This window comes from Streptomyces sp. NPDC017890 (assembly GCF_044328675.1).
In the GTDB taxonomy this organism is placed as follows: domain Bacteria; phylum Actinomycetota; class Actinomycetes; order Streptomycetales; family Streptomycetaceae; genus Streptomyces.
Genome location: NZ_JBIRHU010000002.1, coordinates 417511 through 432190, shown reverse-complemented (window position 1 = coordinate 432190; position 14680 = coordinate 417511). Strand labels below are relative to the sequence as shown.

Annotated in this window: 18 protein-coding genes; 7 read left to right on the top strand and 11 right to left on the bottom strand. The window is 71.5% G+C overall.

Annotated elements, in window-relative coordinates:
- Positions 1-146, bottom strand: a 146-nt coding sequence (locus ACH4F2_RS04945) for a methylmalonyl-CoA mutase family protein (RefSeq protein WP_398131274.1), incomplete at its 3' end; no start/stop codon positions are given.
- A gap of 250 nt (positions 147-396) precedes the next feature.
- On the opposite strand from ACH4F2_RS04945, the gene ACH4F2_RS04940 reads away from it, so the two are divergent.
- A complete protein-coding gene (locus ACH4F2_RS04940; protein WP_398131255.1) occupies positions 397-1233 on the top strand; it encodes a L,D-transpeptidase family protein in 837 nt (278 codons plus the stop codon).
- A gap of 134 nt (positions 1234-1367) precedes the next feature.
- Here the strand turns inward: ACH4F2_RS04940 and ACH4F2_RS04935 are convergent, their stop codons facing one another.
- The 7 genes from ACH4F2_RS04935 to ACH4F2_RS04905 all read right to left on the bottom strand — a co-directional run bounded on the left by ACH4F2_RS04935 (position 1368) and on the right by ACH4F2_RS04905 (position 7766).
- Positions 1368-2630: a hypothetical protein gene (locus ACH4F2_RS04935; RefSeq protein ID WP_398131254.1), complete on the bottom strand. Its 1263-nt coding sequence runs from the start codon at positions 2628-2630 to the stop codon at positions 1368-1370.
- A complete protein-coding gene (locus ACH4F2_RS04930) occupies positions 2630-3292 on the bottom strand; it encodes an RNA polymerase sigma factor (protein ID WP_398131253.1) in 663 nt (220 codons plus the stop codon). The genes ACH4F2_RS04935 and ACH4F2_RS04930 overlap by 1 nt, the downstream gene beginning before the upstream one ends.
- Positions 3293-3653: 361 nt before the next feature.
- Complete coding sequence (locus tag ACH4F2_RS04925) at positions 3654-3989, bottom strand: hypothetical protein (RefSeq protein ID WP_398131252.1); 336 nt, start codon at positions 3987-3989, stop codon at positions 3654-3656.
- Positions 3990-4251: 262 nt separating this feature from the next.
- Positions 4252-4638, bottom strand: coding sequence for a hypothetical protein (locus ACH4F2_RS04920; protein ID WP_398131273.1), 387 nt, complete (start codon positions 4636-4638; stop codon positions 4252-4254).
- 212 nt (positions 4639-4850) lie between these two features.
- Positions 4851-5432: a hypothetical protein gene (locus ACH4F2_RS04915; RefSeq protein WP_398131251.1), complete on the bottom strand. Its 582-nt coding sequence runs from the start codon at positions 5430-5432 to the stop codon at positions 4851-4853.
- Between the two features lie 87 nt (positions 5433-5519).
- A complete protein-coding gene (locus ACH4F2_RS04910) occupies positions 5520-6089 on the bottom strand; it encodes a hypothetical protein (protein WP_398131250.1) in 570 nt (189 codons plus the stop codon).
- A gap of 111 nt (positions 6090-6200) precedes the next feature.
- Complete coding sequence (locus tag ACH4F2_RS04905; protein WP_398131272.1) at positions 6201-7766, bottom strand: glycoside hydrolase family 20 protein; 1566 nt, start codon at positions 7764-7766, stop codon at positions 6201-6203.
- Positions 7767-8029: 263 nt separating this feature from the next.
- On the opposite strand from ACH4F2_RS04905, the gene ACH4F2_RS04900 reads away from it, so the two are divergent.
- The 6 genes from ACH4F2_RS04900 to ACH4F2_RS04875 all read left to right on the top strand — a co-directional run bounded on the left by ACH4F2_RS04900 (position 8030) and on the right by ACH4F2_RS04875 (position 13014).
- Positions 8030-8542: a 2-oxo-4-hydroxy-4-carboxy-5-ureidoimidazoline decarboxylase gene (locus ACH4F2_RS04900; protein WP_398131249.1), complete on the top strand. Its 513-nt coding sequence runs from the start codon at positions 8030-8032 to the stop codon at positions 8540-8542.
- A gap of 258 nt (positions 8543-8800) precedes the next feature.
- The gene (gene sdhC, locus ACH4F2_RS04895; RefSeq protein ID WP_398131248.1) at positions 8801-9181 is read left to right on the top strand and encodes a succinate dehydrogenase, cytochrome b556 subunit; all 381 of its coding nucleotides are present in this window, start codon (positions 8801-8803) and stop codon (positions 9179-9181) included.
- Positions 9182-9186: 5 nt separating this feature from the next.
- A complete protein-coding gene (locus ACH4F2_RS04890; protein WP_398131247.1) occupies positions 9187-9669 on the top strand; it encodes a succinate dehydrogenase hydrophobic membrane anchor subunit in 483 nt (160 codons plus the stop codon).
- A 19-nt stretch (positions 9670-9688) separates the two neighbouring features.
- On the top strand, positions 9689-11443 hold the full coding sequence (gene sdhA, locus ACH4F2_RS04885) for a succinate dehydrogenase flavoprotein subunit (RefSeq protein ID WP_398131246.1): 1755 nt from the start codon (positions 9689-9691) through the stop codon (positions 11441-11443).
- Complete coding sequence (locus tag ACH4F2_RS04880) at positions 11443-12216, top strand: succinate dehydrogenase iron-sulfur subunit (RefSeq protein WP_398131245.1); 774 nt, start codon at positions 11443-11445, stop codon at positions 12214-12216. The genes sdhA and ACH4F2_RS04880 overlap by 1 nt, the downstream gene beginning before the upstream one ends.
- Positions 12217-12381: 165 nt before the next feature.
- Positions 12382-13014 (top strand): Uma2 family endonuclease, encoded by a 633-nt coding sequence (locus ACH4F2_RS04875; protein ID WP_398131244.1) that lies wholly within the window; start codon positions 12382-12384, stop codon positions 13012-13014.
- A gap of 136 nt (positions 13015-13150) precedes the next feature.
- Here ACH4F2_RS04875 and ACH4F2_RS04870 read toward each other — a convergent pair whose 3' ends face one another.
- From ACH4F2_RS04870 to ACH4F2_RS04860, 3 genes are all read right to left on the bottom strand, one after another.
- Entirely contained in the window at positions 13151-13417 is a 267-nt protein-coding gene (locus ACH4F2_RS04870) for a TM2 domain-containing protein (protein ID WP_398131243.1), read from the bottom strand.
- 258 nt (positions 13418-13675) lie between these two features.
- Positions 13676-14095, bottom strand: a complete 420-nt coding sequence (locus ACH4F2_RS04865; protein WP_398131242.1) for a DUF2752 domain-containing protein — start codon at positions 14093-14095, stop codon at positions 13676-13678.
- Entirely contained in the window at positions 14088-14588 is a 501-nt protein-coding gene (locus ACH4F2_RS04860) for an NINE protein (RefSeq protein WP_398131241.1), read from the bottom strand. The genes ACH4F2_RS04865 and ACH4F2_RS04860 overlap by 8 nt, the downstream gene beginning before the upstream one ends.
- Positions 14589-14680 lie beyond the last annotated feature (92 nt).

The following is a 14680-nucleotide window of genomic DNA, read 5'->3' as shown; positions in this document are numbered from 1 at the left end:
CGGCCCGTGTACATCGACGGATACACACCCCGGGTGAAGGGATACTCCCCCGGCTCACCCAGCTTCTCCGCCGGATCCCAGCCCGCCTGGGCATCAGGCCCGTAGACCGGTTCGATGGGCAGTCCGGACTCTGACTCGCGCGCCATGGTGTGATGCCTCCCGCTGAGCACATGTTCGAACTGCTCGAACTACCGTCACTTACTCGCCACTGCAGACCGGCCGTTCGACGGACTGTATCCGCGCGCGTGCACCCGGTGGAGAGGCGCACGCTGGGACCTTGCTCACAACCTCGTTGCGGTCCCGGTCACAACGATGCCGTGCCGTTCGTGGAGCGTCATCCGTGGGGAACATCTCGGGGGACGTCCGTGCGGGGCGGTGAGACGGCGGGGGGCCGTGATGCGTATGACGGGTGCGGGAAAGACGGGGAGGGCGACTGCCGTCGCCCTGGGGGCCGTACTGGCGGCGGCCGGCTGCACCGTGCAGGGCACGGGCGTGGACGGCGAGGGGCGCGCGCCGGTGCACATAGAGGTCACCGGGGCGCCGCCGAAGCGCGCACCGGCCGGTGACCGGCCGTTGAGCGCGCCGCCCGCCCGCAGCGAGCCCCGGGTGCTGTGGAGGCGGGGCGACACCGGCCGGGACGTCCGTGAACTCCAGGCCCGGCTGCGCCAGGTGGAGTGGCTCGTCGACGGCCCGACCGGGACGTACGACGACCTGACCGAGCGCGCGGTGAGCGGCTTCCAGGGCAAGCGCGGGCTGCCCGTGACGGGCCGCACCGACACGGTCACCTGGCAGCGGCTGCTGGGGATGTCACGGGAGCCGGGCAGGTGGGAGCTGTATCTGATGGGCGGGCAGCCGGCCGCCGCACCCGACCCGCGCTGTCTGACCGGGCGGGTGCTGTGTGTCAGCAAGTCGAGCCGGACGCTGCGCTGGATGATCGACGGACGGACCGTGTCGACGATGCCGGTGCGGTTCGGCTCGCAGTACACGCCGACCCGGGAGGGCGTGTTCCAGGTCTACTGGAAGTCCCGCCACCACGTCTCGACGCTCTACGACTCGGCCATGCCGTACGCGATGTTCTTCAGCGGCGGCCAGGCCGTGCACTACTCGGACGACTTCGCCGTCCGCGGCTACGCGGGCGCCTCGCACGGCTGCGTCAACGTACGGGACGAGGCGGCGATCGCGGACCTGTACGCGCAGGTGAGGAACGGCGACAAGGTCGTCGTCCACCGATGAGACGGAGAGGTGCGTGAGGAACGGGCGCGGGCGGGACCGGGGGAACATGCCCCGCCCGCGCCGAGGTGCACGAGCCGTAGGTACGGGGGGAACCCCGGCTCGGTGCGAAAGCCGATGACCAGTCGGCTCACTCATTACTGCGTCACGGCGGCCGAAAGTGTCACACCCTCGGCGGAGAAAACCTCCAGATCCTGCGAAAGCGCAGGTCGGACGGTGTCGACGAGAGCGGACGACGCGTGCGGCGGGTGTGCCGGCCACTGCCGCGACAGGGGTGCGAAGGCCGAGGGGGCGTGCGGACCGAGGGGGTGCCCGACGGGCGGGGTTATGTGAGGGCCGTCGTCGTCATCGTCCTTGGCCCCCTTGTCGCCGTCCCCTTTCTTTCCGCCCTCGTCCCCCTCGTCTCCCTTGCCGCTGTCGCCACCCTTGTCGCTGTTGCCACCCTTGTCGCTCTTGTCGTTGTTGTTGCTCTTGTTGCTCTTGTTGCTCTTGTTGCTTTTGTTGCCGGAGTCACCCGTGCCCTTCTCGGTCTCCCGTTCCCGGACCGACTCCCCGGACTCGTCGGACTCCCTGCCCTCCTTGCCGCCGTTGCGGTTCTGGGCGGCGCCGGCGGGCCCGGCGAGGAGGTCGCCGCAGTACTTCCCGACCCGGGACGGGCCCCCGGCCGCGTCCTTCAGCGCGCGCCTGCGGGCGCCCTCGAGTTCCTTGCCGGCACGTACGTCACGGCAGGCGGCCAAGAGGCCCGGCCGTCCGCCGCCGGAGCCGCTCGCCGCCCGGTCGTCGGAGGGGGCGCCCGAGCCGCGGTCCTCGGCCGTGCCGCCGTCGGCGTCGTTCCTGGCGCCGCCCCGGTCCCGCGCGCCGGGCACCGATCCGCCCTGCACACCGTCCAGCGGCGTGGGCGAGGTGGGCGGGCGGTCCGGGGACGCGGCGGCCGAGACGGTGGCGGCGGGTTCCGGTTCGGCGCTGTCGAACGGCGTCGGCAGGAATCCGGTTCCGGCGGCGACCGCCACCCCGCCGACCATGCCGACGGTCAGCGCGGCGGCCAGCCCGAGTCGCAGCGGACGGCTCCGGCGGGGCCGCCGGACGCCGTCGGCGCGGGGGCCGATGCGGACCAGTCCGGTGTCGGAGGGCTGTGTCGCGGCACCGCGCCCAGGGACGGCAGACGTCCCCGACGCAGCGGCCGCCCGCTCTGCCCGTACGTTGCGGAAGGCGGCCAGCGCGGCGGCCTCGCCGGCCAGTTCCTCGCCGGTCGGCGCCGGTGGCGCGGAGAGTGCGCCCAGGGCCCGGGCGAGCCGTTCGGCCCGGTCGCGGGCCGCGGGGTCGACAGCCTCCGGTGACTCTCCGCGCAGCAAGGTCTCCGCCGTTTCGCGGTCCAGCCACCTGTCCTGCTCGTCGGCCATCACATGTCCTTCTGCGTCCGCGCACGCGTATGCGTCACAGTCGCGGACGTCACCGCACGGCGGTGCGGTTCTCGCTGAGGCGGCAGGGCGTCGAGCCCGCCGCTCGATTCCGGATCGCCGCCGAGCAGCTCGGCCAGGCGCTTCAGGCCGCGGTGCGCCGCCGTGCGGACGGCACCGGGCCGCTTGCCCAGGGTCTCTGCGGCACTCTTGGCGTCGAGTCCCACCACCACGCGCAGGACGACGGCCTCGGCCTGGTCCTGAGGCAGCCGGGCGATGAGGGAGAGGGTGCTGTCGGTGGCCAGGGCCTCCATCGCCTCGTCCGCGGTGTCGGACTCGGCGGGCTTGCCGGTGAGTTCCGACTCGTCGCCGACCGTCGCCGGCCGGCGGCCCCGCATGCGGATGTGGTCCAGCGCGCGGTTGCGTGCGATGCGGGCGGCCCAGCCGCGGAACCGGTCGGCGTCCCCGTCGAACCGGTCCAGGTCACGGGCGATCTGCAGCCAGGCCTCGGACGCCACGTCCTCGGCGTCGGGATCGCCGACCAGTGTCCGTACGTAGCCCAGCAGTCGCGGATGCACCGAGCGGTACACAGTCCGGAACGCGGTCTCGTTCCCGTCCTGTGCCGCACGCACCGCGGCGGTCAGCTCCGCGTCGTCCCCCAGCACCGAGCCTCTCTTTGCGCCTCAGCCGGCGCCGCTCTCGCGGACCGGGTACTCGCCGTCGTGGTCCCTCAATCGATGGTTTGCGGTGGTCACTGCGGGTGTGTGGCGGGAGTGAGGCTCCCACTGATCGGCGCGAATGGCACGTTACGTCTTGAAACCGCCACTCGTCCATGTCCCCATCCCATTGCCGTACAAGATGCAACTAAGCCGTGACGCGGTGAGGTGTGACAGAAAACGCAGTCGCGGCGCTGTAAGGAGTACGGGCCGCCGCGCGGCCCGTACCGCGCGACGGCCGGGGCCTCTCCTGTGGGGGGTGGCGGCCCCGGCCGTTGCCTCGGTCGCCTCGGTCGCCGCAGGTGCGAGGCTACTTGCCCTTGCCGGGCGCCTGGTCCGCCCGCCCCGTGCCGCCCCCGTCGCCGTTCCCCTCGCCCGCGTCGTCGGCGTCGCCGTTCGGCCGCTCCGGCACGGCCGCCCTGCCCGGTCTGCCCGTGCCGTCCCGGGCGGTGGCCGGGTGGTCCGGCCCTGCGGGTCCGCCGGACGCCGTGCGGGCGGGGCGCGGGGTGTTCACCGGCCGGACCTCGGTACCACCCGTGGCGGCGGGCGGACGGGAGCGGTCCGGTCCGGCGTCCGCGGCCGAGCCGCCTTTGCCGCCGATCGCCGCGTGGGCGACGCCGCCCAGGGTGATGCTCGCCGGCAGCACCGAGAGCGCGGTCTCCAGCGTGCGCCCCGCGCCTGCGCGTTCACGCGGGCGCCAGTCGTCCCGCCGGCGAGTGCGCGCCGCCCGGCCCGGCGCTTCCGTAGGGTCCGCGGCCGGTGCGCCGTTTCCGTACGGTCCGCGGCCGGTGCGCCGTTTCCGTACGGTCCGTGACCGGGGAACCGTTTCCGTACGGTCCGTGACCGGGGAACCGTTTCCGTACGGTCCGTGACCGGGGAACCGTTTCCGTGCGGTGCCGGCCGGGCCGTCAACGGGGCGGCGCCGTGTCCCGGCACAGCAGCCGGAGCGACCCGTCGCCGGCGAAGCAGCGGCGGGCCTCGTCGATCGGGTCCCACAGGCGGCCGTCGGGCGTGCGGACCCAGTGGTCGCCGCCGGTCGCCCACCATTCGCCACCGGTCTGCCGCACGATCACCTCGCCCGCGTAGGCGCCGAGTCCGCGCAGCGCCGTCTCCACGGCGGCGTACGGCGCTCCCTCGCGCCGGATGCCGTCGATCACGCGGTCGACGCGCCACAGGCTCTGCGCCGAGTAGTCCAGGCGCAGCCGGGCGCCCTCGCGCATCATGGACACGGCGTCCGCCGCCCACCGCACCGGCTTCGCGGCGGCCGGCGGCCGGCTTTCGTGCTGGGTCGTCAATCCGCTGGTCACAGTCGTCACACCTGCTGGAGCGCCGCCGGGCCGGGTTTCGTCACACGGATGCGCGGGCCGTTCCGCAACCGGCGCAGGACCGCCCCACCTCCACCACGTCCGCCGCACGGCCGCCGCGGGTTCGCCGCACGACGGTCACAGGCGGCACCGTGGTGGGCGCTGCCGTGGTGGGCGCTGCGGTCGTGCGGCGGCCGGCCCGGTCAGCCCCGTCCGCGCGCCCGGCGGGACACCACCGCGCGCAGCACCCGGCGCCCCTCCGTGGAGACTTCCAGGGCCCGGCGCAGCCCGGCCGGGCCGTGGCCGGCGAGCACTTCCAGGACGGTGACCTGGCGGCGCAGTTCGGCGGCGACGAGTGGCGACAGTCCGTCCGTACCGCCCGCCGCACCGCCCTCCCGGCGTACGTCGGCCCCGGGGGCGGTGTCCGCCGCGGGGTCGAGGAGCCGGTGGACGCGGAGCGAGGCGACGGAGCAGGCGTCGGCCCACGCCCGTATCCGGGCACCGGAGCACTCGGCCGGCGCAGCGGCCAGCATCCGGCGGGCCAGGAGCACGGCCTCGTCCTCGCCCTCGGCGTCGGGGCCGGCGAGCTTGTCGCGCACCTGCGCCAGCCCCCGCGCCCAGTCGGGCCCGCCGCCGTCGCCCGCGTCGTCGGCGAGGGTCGCCCACAGAGGTCTGAGGACCTCGTCGTCGCCGTCCAGCAGGGGAAGGCAGCGGTCCAGACAAGCCAGTCCGCTCCCGGCGAGTCCGCGTGAGTCGGCCCGCGCGATCAGTTCCACCAGGCTCATCCGATGCCTCCCTGTTCCTGTCGCTCCGGCCCGCTCACCACCACGGATCCCGCATTTCCCCTTACTGCGTGCGACGGCCCGGGAGTGTCACAGCGGCACCACACCCAGCCGGTCGAGGAACCGGAAGAAGAGATTTTCGGCCACCGGGCCGGCATCTTGAGCGGCACCGGCACCGACACCAGCACCGGTATCGGTATCGGTCCCCGCGCCGGCGCCCGGGTCGGCGGCCAGCACCTCCGCCAGCTCCCCCGCGCTCGCGGTGCGCCCGGCCTCGGCGGCCCAGGCCACGGCACGCTCGGCGGCGTCCCGGGGCTCCAGGAAGTAGTCCTCGAGGGTGAGCCCTTCGTTCTCGGCCCCGAGGTACCCGGCCATCGCGGCCCGGGCCAGGCAGGTCGTCCACGCCCCGCTCTCCGGCGCCGCCGCCTCCACGACCACGCAGTCGCTGTCCATGACGTACCCGAACAGCGCGGGTGCGCCGGTCTGCCCGGCCAGGTCGTTCATGTTCCCGACGTCTCCGTCGCCGCCCGGGAACTCCCACACCTGCCAGCCGTCCGGCGCGGACTGGCGCAAGGTCATGTCCGTGGCGCCCGACAGCGCGTCCAGTTCCGTGAGCGGCCGTTCGGCGCGGCCCACGACGAAATACCCCCAGTAGCCCATGTCCCGGCTCCCCCCGGCGTGTCGGTTCGGATCGTCAGAAGACCACCACAGCCGTACGGGAGTTCGCAGCCGTATCGGGCAATCCGCGCGACGCCCGGGGGGCGTGCGGGATCAGTCGAGCCGGTTCGCCAGCGCCTTGAAGTCCGCCCAGGAAAGCTCGGGCTTGTCCGGGTCCCACAGTTTCTGGACCGTCGCCGCCAGTGGCAGCCGGATGCCTTCGGCGACCTGGGCCTGGGTCTGGGCGTTCGGCAGGTCTCCCCAGACGGCGAAGCTGCCGCCCAGGATCTGGTCGTCGTACTTCGCGTCGACCGCGGTGGTGCCGCGCACGACACGCGGGGTCCACTGCTCGTAGATGCGCTCGCCGGTCGGGTAGACGAAGGTCTGCGGCTCGCCGAGCACGTAGTAGAGGAACTCGTCGTTGTAGTTGATGAGTTCGCGGCCCTCGCTGAGGTACTCCGCGGGCTGGCGGGCGCCGATCTCCTTGCCGGTCCAGTAGGCGACCTTGATGTCCTTCAGGGGCTCGACGGACGTGTCCTTGAAGAAGCCGTCGTTCCAGGCGCGCGGCGTGCGGTCGTGGGCCTGGACCGTCTTGGCGCGTCCGTTCAGCCAGCCGGTGGTGAGGTCGGCGACGGTGGCGCCGGAGCCGTACGCCTTGCGGGCGGCGGCGGCGAGCTGCGGATAGGACGCCTCGGGGTTGGACACCACGAGCGCCTGGTACTCGTCGGCGCCGAGGTGGAACCGGGAGCCGGGGAAGAGGCCGGCGTACTCGTCGATCAGGTCGTCGACGATCTCGGCGGCCTCCGGCTTGGAGATGTCGATCGCGCCGCGCGTGGCCGTGCCCTGGGCGTTGCGCAGCTGGAGGTCGGGGTGGGCGGCGATCACGGCGCCGAGGTGGCCGGGCGAGTCGATCTCGGGGACGACGGTGATGTGGCGGGAGGCGGCGAGGTCGACGATCTCCTTGACCTCGGCCTTGGTCAGGTGGTCGTCGGAGACGATCTCGGGGTGCGAGTCGGACTCGATGCGGAAGGCCTGGTCGTCGGAGAAGTGCAGGCCCAGTTCGTTGAACTTCAGGTCGCCCAGCTCGCGGATCCGGTCCTTTATCCAGTCGGCGTCGTAGTGCTTGCGCGCGATGTCGAGCATGAAGCCGCGCCGCGGTTTGGCCGGCTCGTCCTTCACGACGCCCTCCGGTGCGGTGCCGCCGCCGTCCACGGCCTGCTTCAGGGTGCGGGTGCCGTAGTAGACGCCGGCCTCGGCCGGCCCGGTGACGGTGACGCGGCCGTCGCGGACGGTCATGGTGTACGACTCCGGGTCCGCGCCCTTGTCCTGTCCGACGTCCAGCAGCACGTCCCCGGCGCGCTCGTCGTCCTTCTCCCCCGCGTACGTCAGCCCCAGCTCGCCGGCGACCAGGCGCCCCTCGTCGGCGAGCCCGGCGTCGGCGACGACGACGCGGTGCGCCTTCTCCGGCTGCCAGCCGGGGCCGCGGGCCGCCGCGTGGTCGCGTACGGCGGGTATGGTGCGCGGCTCCTCGGACAGCGGGTAGGAGCGGCTGGGGCTGGGCGCGGCGGCCTCTTGGGAGGGTCTCGCGGCCGAGCCCGCGGGCCCGCCGTCGCCCTCACTGTCGGTGGCCCACAGGCCGGTTCCCACACCGAGCGAGGCGACCACCGCACCGGTGATCACGGCCCGCTGCCTCACATTGCGCGCCGGTGTCCGGCGTCCCTGCTGGCTCACAGCGCCAACCTACGGCCGTGAGCTCCGTCATGCGTCCACCACATGTTCTGAAACTCTCCCGTTCGGGTGAAATTCGGGCATCGGACGGACACGACATGCCGTCACTCGATAACGTGACGCCACATCTTTCGCACAATCCCCTGCCGACACACACGTGAAGCCCACGAGGACCCACGCTGCCTGCGCACCGTCTCCCAGACCTCCCCGGCCGAGTGGCCATACCGGTACCGACGCAAACCCGCGTCACACCGGTAACAGCCTCCTCACTGGAACGCTTCAACACCGCGCCCGCCGACGAGGCCGTCCAGACCCTCCTCGCCTGCCTGAACTGCCGGCACTGGGCCCACCGCCTCACCGCCCACCGCCCCTACCCCGACCTGCCCGCCCTCCTCGCGGCGGCGGACGAGGCGGCCTACGACCTCTCCCTGGACGACCTGACGGAGGCCCTGGCGGCGGAGGCCCTGCCGGCCCTGCCACAGGACACGTACGCGGCGGCTCACACGGCCCTGAGCGCGGCCACCGCGGCCTACGAGAGCCGCTTCGGCCACGCGTTCGTCATCTGCCTGGACGGTCTGCCCGCCGACGAGGCCCTGGACCACGTACTCGAAGGCATCCGGTCACGATTGGCAAACGATCCGGAGGAAGAGCGCGGGGTCGCGGCGGAGGAACTACGGCGCCTGGCGAGGGCCCGGCTGACCGGCGCCCTGCAGGGCACCGGTCGGTGACGTCGGCGGCTCCGCCACTGGGCGCGCCCGGCTTCGGGTGACCCGGGGCACGGCACCCGGGCAAACCGCCTGAACCACCCGCCACACGGCCCGTCCACTGCTCTTTTGAGTGCAACTTTGATCACACAGGCAGGCCCCCCGTAAGCGCCGCAGGCAACCGTCGCTACGATGCTGGGGGCCGGTGGACCGTACCCGGCCGGGCCCGACCGACAAGGAAAGCCGGCGCGGCCCCAATCCCCGCTCCCGGAGGAAACTTCCGTGCCGGCTGGAACGCTGTACCGCGGCCGGGAAGGAATGTGGTCCTGGGTGGCTCATCGAGTCACCGGCGTCCTCATTTTCTTCTTCCTGTTCGTCCACGTGCTGGACACCGCTCTCGTCCGTGTGTCCCCCGAGGCCTACGACACCGTCGTGGCCACGTACAAGTCGCCGATCGTCGCGCTGCTGGAGTACGGCCTCGTCGCCGCCATCCTCTTCCACGCGCTCAACGGCCTGCGCGTCATCGCCGTCGACTTCTGGGTCAAGGGCGCCCGGTACCAGAAGCAGATGCTCTGGACCGTCGTCGGCCTGTGGGTCGTGCTGATGATCGGGGCGATCTACCCCGTTCTCGGCCACGCCGCTCGTGAACTCTTCGGGAGCTGACGCCAATGTCCACGACTGAAACCCCCGCTTCCGGAGTCGGCCCCGTCGAGGGCGCGTCGATCTACTCCGTCGACAATCCGGCGCCGCTCATCGAAGCCCCCCGCCAGCGCACCAAGAAGACCCCGAAGTCCACGCGGGGCAACTTCGAGATGGTCGCGTGGCTGTTCATGCGCCTGTCCGGCGTGGTGCTGGTCGTCCTGGTCATCGGGCACCTGCTCATCCAGCTGGTGCTGGACGGCGGCGTCTCGAAGATCGGCTTCGCCTTCGTGGCGGGCCGCTGGGCCTCGCCGTTCTGGCAGGTCTGGGACCTGCTGATGCTCTGGCTCGCGATGCTGCACGGCGCGAACGGCCTGCGCACGGTCATCAACGACTACGCGGAGCGCCCGAACACCCGGCTGTGGCTCAAGGGCCTGCTCTACACCGCCACGGTGTTCACCATCCTGCTGGGCACGCTGGTGATCTTCACCTTCGACCCGAACATCCGCTAGGCACGGGGCTGCGAAAATCATGAAGGTACACAAGTACGACACCGTCATCGTCGGCGCCGGTGGCGCCGGCATGCGCGCGGCCATCGAGTCGACGAAGCGCAGCCGCACCGCCGTCCTGACGAAGCTCTACCCCACCCGCTCCCACACGGGCGCCGCGCAGGGCGGCATGGCCGCCGCGCTCGCCAACGTGGAGGAGGACAACTGGGAGTGGCACACCTTCGACACGGTCAAGGGCGGTGACTACCTGGTCGACCAGGACGCCGCCGAGATCCTGGCGAAGGAGGCCATCGACTCGGTCCTCGACCTGGAGAAGATGGGCCTGCCGTTCAACCGGACGCCGAACGGCACGATCGACCAGCGCCGCTTCGGCGGGCACTCCCGCAACCACGGTGAGGCGCCGGTCCGCCGCTCCTGCTACGCGGCCGACCGCACCGGTCACATGATCCTCCAGACGCTGTACCAGAACTGCGTCAAGGAGGGTGTGGAGTTCTTCAACGAGTTCTACGTCCTGGACCAGCTGATCACCGAGGTCGACGGCGTCAAGAAGTCCGCCGGCGTGGTCGCGTACGAGCTGGCCACCGGCGAGATCCACGTCTTCCAGGCCAAGTCCGTGATCTACGCGTCCGGCGGCACCGGCAAGTTCTTCAAGGTGACGTCCAACGCGCACACGCTGACCGGTGACGGCCAGGCCGCCGTGTACCGGCGCGGGCTGCCGCTGGAGGACATGGAGTTCTTCCAGTTCCACCCGACCGGCATCTGGCGGATGGGCATCCTGCTGACGGAGGGCGCCCGCGGTGAGGGCGGCATCCTCCGCAACAAGGACGGCGAGCGCTTCATGGAGAAGTACGCGCCGGTCATGAAGGACCTCGCCTCCCGCGACGTCGTCTCGCGCTCCATCTACACGGAGATCCGCGAGGGCCGCGGCTGCGGTCCCGAGGGCGACCACGTCTTCCTGGACCTCACCCACCTCCCGCCGGAGCAGCTGGACGCCAAGCTGCCCGACATCACGGAGTTCGCGCGGACCTACCTCGGCATCGAGCCCTACACGGACCCGATCCCGATCCAGCCCACCGCGCACTACGCCATGGGCGGCATCCCGACCAACGTCGAGGGCGAGGTCCTCGCGGACAACACCACCGTCGTCCCGGGCCTGTACGCGGCCGGCGAGGTGGCCTGCGTGTCCGTGCACGGCGCCAACCGCCTGGGCACCAACTCGCTGCTGGACATCAACGTCTTCGGCAAGCGGGCCGGCATCGCCGCCGCGGAGTACGCCCAGAAGGCGGACTTCGTCGAGCTGCCCGAGGCCCCCGAGTCCCTGGTCGTCGAGCAGATCGAGCGGCTGCGCAACTCCACCGGCAACGAACGGGTGGCGACGCTCCGCCGCGAGCTGCAGGAGTGCATGGACGCCAACGTCATGGTGTTCCGCACCGAGCAGACGATCAAGACGGCCGTCGAGAAGATCGGCGAGCTGCGCGCCCGCTACAGGAACGTGGCGATCCAGGACAAGGGCCGGCGCTTCAACACCGACCTGCTGGAGGCCGTGGAGCTGGGCAACCTGCTCGACCTGGCCGAGGTCATGGCGGTGTCCGCGCTCGCCCGCAAGGAGTCGCGCGGCGGTCACTACCGCGAGGACTTCCCCAACCGCGACGACGTCAACTTCATGCGCCACACCATGGCGTACCGCGAGGTGGGCGACGACGGCGCCGAGTCCATCCGGCTCGATTACAAGCCGGTCGTCCAGACCCGCTACCAGCCGATGGAGCGTAAGTACTGATGGCTACCCCTGTCATGGAGAAGAGCGACAAGGCCCCCGAGCCCGGCTTCGCCGACTCCCCGTACATCACGGTCACCTTCCGCATCCGCCGGTTCAACCCGGAGGTCTCGGCCGAGGCGGCCTGGGAAGACTTCCAGCTGGAGATCGACCCGAAGGAGCGTGTCCTCGACGCGCTGCACAAGATCAAGTGGGACCTGGACGGAAGCCTGACCTTCCGCCGTTCCTGCGCGCACGGCATCTGCGGGTCGGACGCCATGCGGATCAACGGCAAGAACCGCCTTGCCTGCAAGACGCTGATCAAGGACATCAGCCCCGAGAAGCCGATCACGGTCGAGGCCATCAAGGGCCTGACGGTCCTCAAGGACCTGGTCGTCGACATGGAGCCGTTCTTCCAGGCGTACCGGGACGTGATGCCCTTCCTGATCACGAAGGACACCAACGAGCCGACGCGTGAGCGCCTCCAGAGCGCCGAGGACCGCGAGCGCTTCGACGACACGACGAAGTGCATCCTGTGCGCCGCCTGCACCTCGTCGTGCCCGGTGTTCTGGAACGACGGGCAGTACTTCGGCCCGGCGGCCATCGTCAACGCCCACCGCTTCATCTTCGACTCGCGTGACGAGGCCGGCGAGCAGCGGCTGGAGATCCTGAACGACCGCGACGGCGTCTGGCGCTGCCGCACGACCTTCAACTGCACGGACGCCTGCCCGCGCGGTATCGAGGTCACCAAGGCGATCGCCGAGGTGAAGCGGGCGCTGATCACGCGCCGCTTCTGACGTCCGCCGGCGCGTGACGCCGTACGTCCGTGAGGGCCCCGTCTCCCCTGGAGACGGGGCCCTCTGGCATATGCCACACGATCGGGTGACGGCCGCCGGAAGCGCCTCCCGGGCCTTCCCCGGCCTACGATGATGCTCTCGACACCAGCCCACGGGAGGCACGTGATGTCCGCTGCATCCGTCGAGCAGCCCTTCGATCACGACGACGAGCCGGTCACGCTCACGACCATCGCCGACGAGATCATGGAGCGCCATCCGGGCTACCGCGTCGAGATCATCGGAGGGAATCTCCTCGTGACTCCGTCCCCGGATGCCCCGCACGCCCGCGCACTGACCAAGCTCATGCGGCCGTTCATCGCCGCAGGGCTGGACGACGGCGAAACCGAGGTTCTGCAAGGCGTCGGCCTCTGGCTGCCCACCGAGGCCGAGGACTACGCCATCCCCGACCTCGCGGTGGTGGACGCGGACGTCGACGACCACCTGGTCGAGAACAACGCCTACGACCCCGTCTGCTTCCGGCTGGTCCTGGAGGTCACCTCCGGCAACTGGAAGAACGACCTGAAGACCAAGGTCGCCGCCTACGCCGCCGCCAAGGTCCCCGTCTATGTGATCGTCGACCGCAAGCACCAGCGCCTGCACGTCCTCACCGACCCCGACGAGGCCGACTACGCCACCCACCGCGTCCACTCCCCCGGCGAGCAGGTCACCCTCCCGGACGCCCTGGGAGCCAAGGTCACGTTGGACGTCGACGAAATCCTTGCCGCCGGACGGCGCAGGCCGGCACCCGGCCAGGACTGACGGTCGCGGGCCCGTTCCAACGGGCGGCGGCACCACCGCGTCGTCCGGTGGTGCCGCCTTGTTCTGTCTTCAGCGCCGGTCAGGGCCCATGGCCGTACGGCCGCGGGGAGCGGTCCCAGGCCCTGTCACGCCGGGGTCAGCCGCGCAGCGGGCGGCCTTCCTTGTCGGTGCGGTCGTTGCTGACCAGGAAGATGATGCCGTCGATCAGCGCCCAGAAGCCCAGGCCACCGCAGGTCAGCAGCTGGGCGACACCGACGCCGACGGAGCCGACGTAGAAGCGGCCGATGCCCAGGGTCCCCAGGAACAGCTGGAGGATACCGGCGACGATCTTCGACTTGTCGGAGTACGGGCGGCCCTGCGGGTCGACGCCGAAGGGCGCGGCGGCGTGCGGGGGAACGGTCATGGTGGTGCTCCTGGGGAGATGCGGGACGGGCCGGGACGGTTTGCCCGGAGGCCAGGAAGGAACACCGCTGATCGCACACCGACCGTGCACGGCGGCCCACGCACTGCCGTGGCCGTCCCCCCTGTGCGTGAGGAGCATAGAGAGACGGGCGGGGCAGGTGGGAGTGGATTCGATCGAATGTTCCCATTCCGTGATCTGTCGATCTGCCGGTCGTTACCGCGGCGGCATGCCACCACGGCGCCGCGGTGCCGCGGGGGCTCAGACGAGGTTGCGGACCACTGTCCAGGCCACCGCCGCCACCAGGATCAGCACCTGCGCCCACGGGGCGATCCGGGGACTCCAGGAACGGCCGCGCAGGCCCTCCACCGTCCAGCGGCCCCACAACGCCAGCGCGAACGGCGCGGCGAGCAGCAGGGCGCGGTTGTCCAGCCAGGCCGCGGCGAACTGACCGTGCATCAGGTCGTACGTCATGCGTGTGCCGCCGCAGGCCGGGCAGAGCAGTCCGGTGACGTACCGGAACGGGCACTGGGGCAGCAGGTGGCCTGACTCGTGCGGGTCGGTGAACCACAGGTACCCGGCGCCCGCGGCGCCCGCGACGAGCACCGCGAGGGGTGCCGCCGCGGGGTGCCACGGCGTGCGCCGCCCTCCGGCCCGCGCGGGACGGGCCGCGTCAGCCACGCAGGACCCGCCCCTGGGCGTCCGTACGCTCGTCGCTGACGAGGTAGATGATGCCGTCGATCAGCGCCCAGAAGCCGAGACCGCCGCAGGTGAGCAGCTGGGCTATGCCGACGCCGACGGAGCCGACGTAGAAGCGGCCGATGCCGAAGGTGCCGAGGAAGAGCTGGAGCACCCCGGTGATGACCTTCGACTTGTCGGAGTACGGGCGCCCGTAGGGGTCGTAGCCGTAGGGCGCGCCGGGGTCGGCGGCGTAGTAGCCGGGCGCCTGCTGGTAACCGGGCGCCTGCTGGTAGCCGGGCGCCTGCTGGTAGCCACCGGGTGCCTGCTGGTAACCGGGTGCCTGCTGGTGTCCGGGTGCCTGGTAGCCGCCGGAGGGCTGCTGGTAGCCGCCCTGCGGGTAGCCGTAGGGGCCGGCCTGGCCGGGTGCGTCGGGGGCCTGGTTCGGGTAGCCGTAACCGGGCGGCTGGGACGGCTGCTGCGGCTGCTCGCTCACGGTGGTGTCACTCCTGGAAGGTGCGGGAAACTGCCGGTCATACTGTAGGACCAGGCGGTCGAAGTGAAGTCGGGCGCCGAGAACGGCCGTCC